This window comes from Paenibacillus algorifonticola (assembly GCF_000971975.1).
Lineage (GTDB): Bacteria > Bacillota > Bacilli > Paenibacillales > Paenibacillaceae > Pristimantibacillus > Pristimantibacillus algorifonticola.
Map to the genome: position 1 here is coordinate 201468 of NZ_LAQO01000014.1, position 6800 is coordinate 208267.

Consider the following 6800-nt stretch of genomic DNA (forward strand, 5'->3'; position numbering starts at 1 on the left):
TATTGGCTCATGCTCAAGACGGAGAGATGATTTCCCCAATAATTCCTTTTAACTGATGAACGCCCAAATCGGTATTCGTCATAATGACGGCTCCCGTTCCTGAATAAGGGAAAGCGACCAGCATACATTGAAAGCCTACGCCCCAGCCGAGCGAGGAAATTTCGAGCTCCTGTTTGGAATGATCTAGAAAAAGGCCTAGTCCGGTCCATTCTTTAACGCCTTGTGGGGTAATCAGCTCCTTTGCATAGCTTGCAGACAGACCTATCTTACTTTGATCTTTAAGTGCATTCATTAATTCCACGACCAGGATGGCTAAATCAGAAGGCGTTGTCCAGAGCCCGGCTGCTGCCGGATAAGGATACATCGGATATTTCCCTTCCACTACATTTCCATGCTTATCGTGCCCACAGCAAACTCTCTCGCTCATCGTCTCTGATGATAACGGACTGTACGTGCTATTTTTCATATGTAAGGGTTCAAATATGAGCTCGCTCATGACGATTTCAAAGGACTTTCCTAAAACATCCTCTATTAGCTGCTGAATGATGCAAAAGCCCGCATCTGAATATTGAAAGTCGCTCCCCGGCTCATATTCCACCCTAATAGGCACTTTACAATAAGACGTCTCCCCCTCTAACAACTCCGCCATTGAAGAAATGCGCGCCTTGGATTGAAGCTCGCCAAAGCTTCCTTCAGGATCAACAATCCCCGCTTGATGACTTAGCAATGCCCTAAGGGTAACTTTGCTGCCTGCAGACCATGGATGATCCGAAACTTTCCAAGAAATAAGCCTATCATTTACATCTTCATCTAAATCGAGAAGGCTATCCTCGACTAATTTCATAGCGAGCATGGACGTTAAAAACTTGCTAATGGAGCAGGCGTTGAAAATCGTATCGCTATTCACCTGATTGGAGGCTCCTTGTTCCAAGACACCAAAGCTCTCTGCCGTGCTCAACTGCCCATGCTGAATAAACGCAGCGCTTAATCCCGCCACCCGATAATGCTCCATACGTTCAACGATATTAATATTTAACGACATAGCCTGAATCAGCCCTCTCAAATTCCACTTTATCCCAGCCAACTCCTCACATTATAGAACATATGTTCTTTATTCTCAACTATTAATTACAAGCTTTAATCTAGTCCCTTCAAAAATAAAAATGCCGAATGGACAAACTCCATTCGACATTCCCATTTGGCATCTCTCTATCCATTCAGCCTGCAAAAAACCAAGAGGAAATCTGCCAGCCTGCCGTCTGCTGCTGCAGCTTCCACAGACGCGCATACAAGCGGTCTGCCCCCAATAGCTCCTCATGCTGGCTGCTCGACGATTCGGCCTTGATCCAGCACAATAATCTGGTCGGCACTCATGACCGTTTTCAGCCGGTGGGCAATCGCAATAACGATTCGGCCTTGAATGAGGCGGTCGATCGCCTGCTGAATATCGGCTTCATTTTTAGGATCGAGAGAAGCCGTCGCTTCATCCAGCAGCACAATTGGAGCATCCTTCAGTATCGCCCGCGCAATCGAAATCCGCTGCTTCTCCCCGCCGGATAATGTGCTCCCGCCTTCTCCAACTAGCGTATCATAGCCTTGCGGCAGCCTCATAATAAAATCATGGCAGCACGCCTGACGGGCCGCTTGCTCCACTTCGCGCTGGGTCGCCCCAGCTTTGCCGACACGTATGTTATTCGCAATTGTATCCTGAAACAAATACACATCCTGAAACACCATGGATACTTTGCGCAGCAGCGCCTCCGGGTTCATCTCCCGAATATTTTCCCCACTGAGCAGCACCTGCCCCTCGCTCGGATCGTAGAAACGGGCAATCAACCGCAGCACCGTGCTTTTACCGCTGCCCGAAGGGCCTACCAGCGCGGTGAAGGAGCCTGACGGCAAGCTTAGGCTCGCCTGCTGAATAACGGCATGCTCATTGTAGCCAAACGTCACCTTGTCGAAAACAAGATCATGACCGGCAAGCGGCTGCTTCTCTCCTGACATGACGGGCTCCTTCAGCAGCTCAATGACCCGTTTTCCAGCCTGCTCGTTGTAGCGAAACTCTGCAAAGCTCGTCAGCGCCGTCTCCTTTCGCCAAATTTCCTACAAGGTCATTGAAGACTATGCAGGCGATTATATTTTTCTGGACCAGGGAGAAATGATTTCCGAGGTATGGGGCAGCAACCAAGGGCTATGGAAATCGCTGGATGCCGTTAAAAATAACCGCATGTTCAATCTCGACCCTGAATTGTTCTGGGGAAATGATCCTGTTTCCTTGAAGCTGCAAATTCAGGAAATTGTGAAAATGCTTACGGAGCAAGCCAAACAGGAGTAAGCCTCCTAGTGTCCAAAAATCAAGTAAGCCGCCGAAATTGCTTCGGCGGCTTTTTCGTTTTGCAAGCTTAATGCTGCTAATGATTAATTGCCTTTGGCAAGCCAGTCCGCAAGCTCTTCGGTCTGAGCCAGTACCGCGAGCGGATCGTAGTACCAAGAGCGCTCCTCTGGCCATACATACAGCTTGCCGTTTTTCACCGCCGGAAGGTTGCTCCAAATCGGATCAGCCTGAAAATCTGCCAGCGTCCAGTCGTTCGAGGTCATTACAATATAATCCCCGGCATATTGCGGGACAATCTCTGCAGACAGCTCGGCCCACTGCTTCTCCATAATGACTTCTGCTACATCGGTCGGCGGCTTGCGTCCAAGCGCTTGATACACCGGCTGACCGCCACGTCCAAAATTATCTCCGTAGGCATAGGTCGACTTCTCCGTATGCTCAAAAATGGAAAAGGTTGCGTCTGCCGGAATGGCCGCGTCAACCTTCGCCTTCGCTTCAGCAATGCGACGGTCGAATTCCTCCAGCCATGTTTTCGCTTCCTGCTCTTTGCCCAGCACATCCCCGAAATACGTCAGCTCTTCATGAGCATTTTTGAGGTCGCCATAAGGAATAAAGAGGGTAGGCGCGATTTTGCTGAGCAGCTCGTAGCTCTCTCCATTGCCTGTAATAATCAAATCGGGAGCAAGAGCTGCAATTTTCTCTGCAGACGGCTTGCCATATTCGCCCGTATCTTCAACGCCGGTAAGCGCCTCTTTAAAATAATAGTTTTGCAGCGTTAATCCCGGCGCCCCAATTGGAACAACGCCAAGGGCAATGAGGCTGCCAAGGTACTCTTCAGCTACGATACGCTTCGGCTGAGCAGGAATTTCGATATCGCCTTTTACGGTAGAAATCGTTTTGACAGCGTTAGGGTCAGCGGTCGCTTCCGGTGTTGCTTCTCCAGCGCCAGCATTGCTTGCTTCACTGGATGGCTGCGCTGTCGCTTCACTCTCTGTATTCGTCTTGCCGGTCTCGCTCGACTCTGCTGAACCGCATGCTGTAAAGATGCTTACGCATAGCAGCAGCATAGCTAGCATAGAAGCCATGCTGCGCTTATGATTTTGGCTTTGATTTTTCAAAAACACGTGTAAATCCCCCTCATTTTATATCGATAATCATTCTCATTTACACTTTAACGTGTAAACAAACAAATGACTATGCCTTAAAATGATATGACGCTATGCAAATTTGTGATGCGGCGCCAGCACGCTGACCAGCTCGCGCAGCTGCGCCTGCGAAGACAAAGGGTCATACCCGCAGAACAGCTCCGTCTCCTTCAGCATATGCACGCGGTTCTCGCGCACAGCGTCCAGCTCCCTCCAGCTTGCGGATTGAAACAAAGACTGCATCCGCTTCTTGTCGTCAGGGTAAGTTGGCGGCCCTGTTATAAAAATATGATCCGCCGGATAGGCGGCCAGCATCTCGATGCCGGTTTCGATGAAGCCTTTGGCGGAAATATTTTGCTCCACCAGCGGTGCTGGCGGGCGAAAGCCCATATCCTCGTAAAGAATTTGGCAGCCTCTTCCGAAGCTGCTGCTGAAGCAATAAGCCGTATTTGGGCCGATTTCCCAGACAATTGCCGTCCCCCGGCTTCCCAGCTCCCGGTCCAGCTGGCGGTTAATGGTATAGATGCGCTCATCGTATTGCACCAGCCATTCCTCCGCCTGCTGTCTGCGATCTACGATGCCAGCAATCAGCAGAAATTGGTCCCGCCAGTTCATCGTCTGAAAGGGCAGCTCTATCACTGGAGCAAGCGGTAGCAGCCGCCTGTTTTCCTCCGCACCACTGTAGTTGATAATGACATCCGGCTTAGCCGCTGCAATCGCCTCGTAAAACGTCAGCGGCGTATGCCCGTAGGGGTCAAAGCGCCCACTCTGACTCTGGCTCTGGCTCAACGTTTCACCTATGCCTGAATTTGAGTTTTTCCCCCGTTCTGATTGTTGGCGTAAGCCCGGCTGCAAGCCTCCCCGCACCCCTTCCAGCCAGGAAGTATATACGCCGAGCTCTGGAATAATGCCGAGCGCCATTAAGCTGGCGGTATGGTTCAAATTCAGGGAAACGAGCCGTTTGCGCTTACGCAAATAAGCCGTCGGAGACAAGCCGATGCCTTCCTTAAACTTGCGGCTAAGATAGACGCCCTCCTTGTAGCCAACCTCCTGCGCCAGCGTACCAAGATCAGGGGCTGTTCCAGTCAACAAGCTCTGCTGTGCGCTGCGTATACGAAGCAGCGTCAAATGGGCATTGAATGTCCTGCCCGTATGCTTGCGGAACATTCGTGAAAAATGCTCTGGGCTGACCCCGGCATGGCTCGCCATCTGCTCCCGCGTTATATCCTCGCTGAAATGCTGCTCTATATAAGCCTCTGCTTGTTCCAGCCATGAGCTGGCAGGCTTTTGCCGGCTCGCCAGCTCCCGATGCAGCTCAGCAAGCAGCTCGGTAAAAAGCTGTTGAACGCGAAAAGGCGAATGGGGATCACGTTGCTTCCACACATTCGCCAGCTCGCTGGCAAGCCGAAGGATAACAGCTGGGCAGTGCTGCAGCGGAGCCGGATGCTCAAGTCCAGCTCCTGTTTCACCAGCAGCTGGCATACAGCTGTATTCCAGCAAAAGGCCTCGCAATTCCGTACGCGGCTCTATCTGAAGCTCAGGCAGCGAAGGACCGCTGAGCCATACGCTGCCCCGGGACAGCTCATGATAATAGTTATGAATATAAAGCGCACCCTCCCCGCCCCATATGATGAGCATACGGTAGAGAGGAGCCGCTTCTTCCTGCTGTTTTTCGTCCAGGCCTTGCTGCTGAAGCTCCCGCAGCCGCACAGGCATATAGAAGCTATGCTGAACTTGAGGCAGGCCAGCACTTGCCGAAGAGAGCAGCATTATTTTTCACACCCTATCTAAGCTAATCTTCTTTCCTTCATTAAGCATCTTCTTCTTTAACACCAAGGGCTAGATTTTTCTCCTTAAAGCGGGAATTATGTGAGGATACATAAGCAACCCCATCCGCCTTCGGGTCTATGAAAAGCTTGGCACTGTTGACCGCTAGCGCGGCATCGGTGAACGCTCCGGCGATCAGATTCAGCTTGCTGTCATAAGAAGCAAAGTCACCTGCGGCAAAGATGCCTGGCAAATTGGTCTCCAGCTTCGGAGTTACGTATACGCACCACTCATCCATGCCGATGCCCCAGTCTCTAATACCGCTGAAATCGGACTTTAGCCCGTGGTTGACGATAACGGCATCCACTGCTAACTGCTCCGTTTCCTCTGTCTCCAAATGTCTCACCGTTACTTGGCTAATCGTAGATCCGTCGCCGCTGTACAGCTGCGTGACCTCCCATGGCGTGCGCACATCGCAGGAGGAGGTTTTCATCTTGATGACGTTTTTCTCATGGCCGCCAAAATACTCCCGGCGATGAATGACCGTCACCTGTGCGGCAATCGGCTCCAGCTCATTCGCCCAGTCGACAGCTGAATTGCCGCCGCCGGAAATGAGCACCCGCTTGCCTCGGAACGGCTCCAGCTCCTGCACCGTATAATGCAAATTGGATACTTCGTAGCGCTCGGCGCCTTCCAGCTCCAGCTTTGCCATCTTCAAGATGCCCCGGCCAATCGCCAAAATAACGGTACGCGTCCAATGCTTTTCCCCCGTAGAGGATTCAAGCATATACGTGCCGTCCTCAAGCCTCGTCAAATCGCGAATTTGCTGCCCAAGCTCGATAGTCGGATCGAAGGTCTGCGACTGCTGCTTGAGCTGTGCAGTGAGCTTTTCGCATAAAATCGGGGTGACGCCCCCTACATCCCAAATCATTTTTTCCGGGTAAATCAGCATTCGTCCGCCCAGCTCTTCCTGAGCATCAATCACCTTCGTCTTCATATCTCTCATCCCGCTATAAAAAGCAGCATATAGCCCTGCTGGACCGCCGCCAATAATCGTTACATCGTATAATTCTAGCTGTTCTGACACGCTTGTTCCTCCCAAAACTTGAATTTGATATTCATTCTCACTATATTCTTCATTGTAGCCTTCCTTTCCGGCAAAGAGCAATGGACAAAATAGAACAATCGTTTATACAAATCCAATAAGAAGCTATCTGTGTTGAACACTTATCCTAATCGAATTTAGCGTCAAACGTATTTCCTCTCCTACCGGGGATGTCACGCTTCATGAATGTGAACCTACGTACCGAAAGGCAGCTTTATCTTCTTCGTTTCAAGGGTTTACTCCCTGCACATAGCTAGACTTGGTGGACACAGAAGCCGCTATTTCAACAGAATCACGGGTTATGGCACAGGCTGCGGACTCAGAAGCCGCTAATGCGCTGCCAAAAGCCATTTTGACGGGATATTGAGGGCGATAACGGATTTCCTGCTCTTCTGTCAATAGAGTGGACACGCCTATTATGCTATTTTTTCGTAATAAAGCTGTTCGA

At 50.8% G+C, this 6800-nt stretch carries 6 protein-coding genes and 1 pseudogene; 1 reads left to right on the forward strand and 6 read right to left on the reverse strand.

Features of this window, described 5'->3' with window-relative positions:
* Positions 1 to 13: 13 nt before the first annotated feature.
* Together WH37_RS19400 and WH37_RS19405 are read right to left on the reverse strand one after the other, a co-directional pair.
* A complete protein-coding gene (locus tag WH37_RS19400; protein ID WP_046232263.1) occupies positions 14 to 1042 on the reverse strand; it encodes a serine hydrolase domain-containing protein in 1029 nt (342 codons plus the stop codon).
* A 175-nt stretch (positions 1043 to 1217) separates the two neighbouring features.
* A pseudogene (locus tag WH37_RS19405) lies at positions 1218 to 2082 on the reverse strand (ABC transporter ATP-binding protein); the annotation flags it as partial.
* 76 nt (positions 2083 to 2158) lie between these two features.
* Between WH37_RS19405 and WH37_RS35640 the strand changes: the two are divergent.
* Complete coding sequence (locus tag WH37_RS35640) at positions 2159 to 2335, forward strand: hypothetical protein (protein ID WP_156182339.1); 177 nt, start codon at positions 2159 to 2161, stop codon at positions 2333 to 2335.
* A gap of 83 nt (positions 2336 to 2418) precedes the next feature.
* Here the strand turns inward: WH37_RS35640 and WH37_RS19410 are convergent, their stop codons facing one another.
* The 4 genes from WH37_RS19410 to WH37_RS36550 all read right to left on the reverse strand — a co-directional run.
* Entirely contained in the window at positions 2419 to 3459 is a 1041-nt protein-coding gene (locus WH37_RS19410; RefSeq protein ID WP_414811976.1) for an ABC transporter substrate-binding protein, read from the reverse strand.
* Between the two features lie 93 nt (positions 3460 to 3552).
* The gene (locus tag WH37_RS19415) at positions 3553 to 5250 is read right to left on the reverse strand and encodes an ABC transporter substrate-binding protein (protein WP_046232264.1); all 1698 of its coding nucleotides are present in this window, start codon (positions 5248 to 5250) and stop codon (positions 3553 to 3555) included.
* Positions 5251 to 5290: 40 nt separating this feature from the next.
* Positions 5291 to 6334 carry an NAD(P)/FAD-dependent oxidoreductase gene (locus tag WH37_RS19420; RefSeq protein ID WP_046232265.1) on the reverse strand — a complete coding sequence of 348 codons (1044 nt, stop codon included), beginning with the start codon at positions 6332 to 6334 and terminating at the stop codon, positions 5291 to 5293.
* A gap of 246 nt (positions 6335 to 6580) precedes the next feature.
* Positions 6581 to 6800 (reverse strand): hypothetical protein (locus WH37_RS36550; RefSeq protein ID WP_231594286.1); only part of this gene is annotated, 220 nt, incomplete at its 5' end.

What these genes read in the sequence shown, in the direction of transcription:
- WH37_RS19400 (WP_046232263.1), bottom strand. Translation starts at nt 1,042, where the DNA reads ATGTCGTTAAATATTAATATCGTTGAACGTATGGAGCATTATCGGGTG.
- WH37_RS35640 (WP_156182339.1), top strand. Translation starts at nt 2,159, where the DNA reads ATGATTTCCGAGGTATGGGGCAGCAACCAAGGGCTATGGAAATCGCTG.
- WH37_RS19415 (WP_046232264.1), bottom strand. Translation starts at nt 5,250, where the DNA reads ATGCTGCTCTCTTCGGCAAGTGCTGGCCTGCCTCAAGTTCAGCATAGC.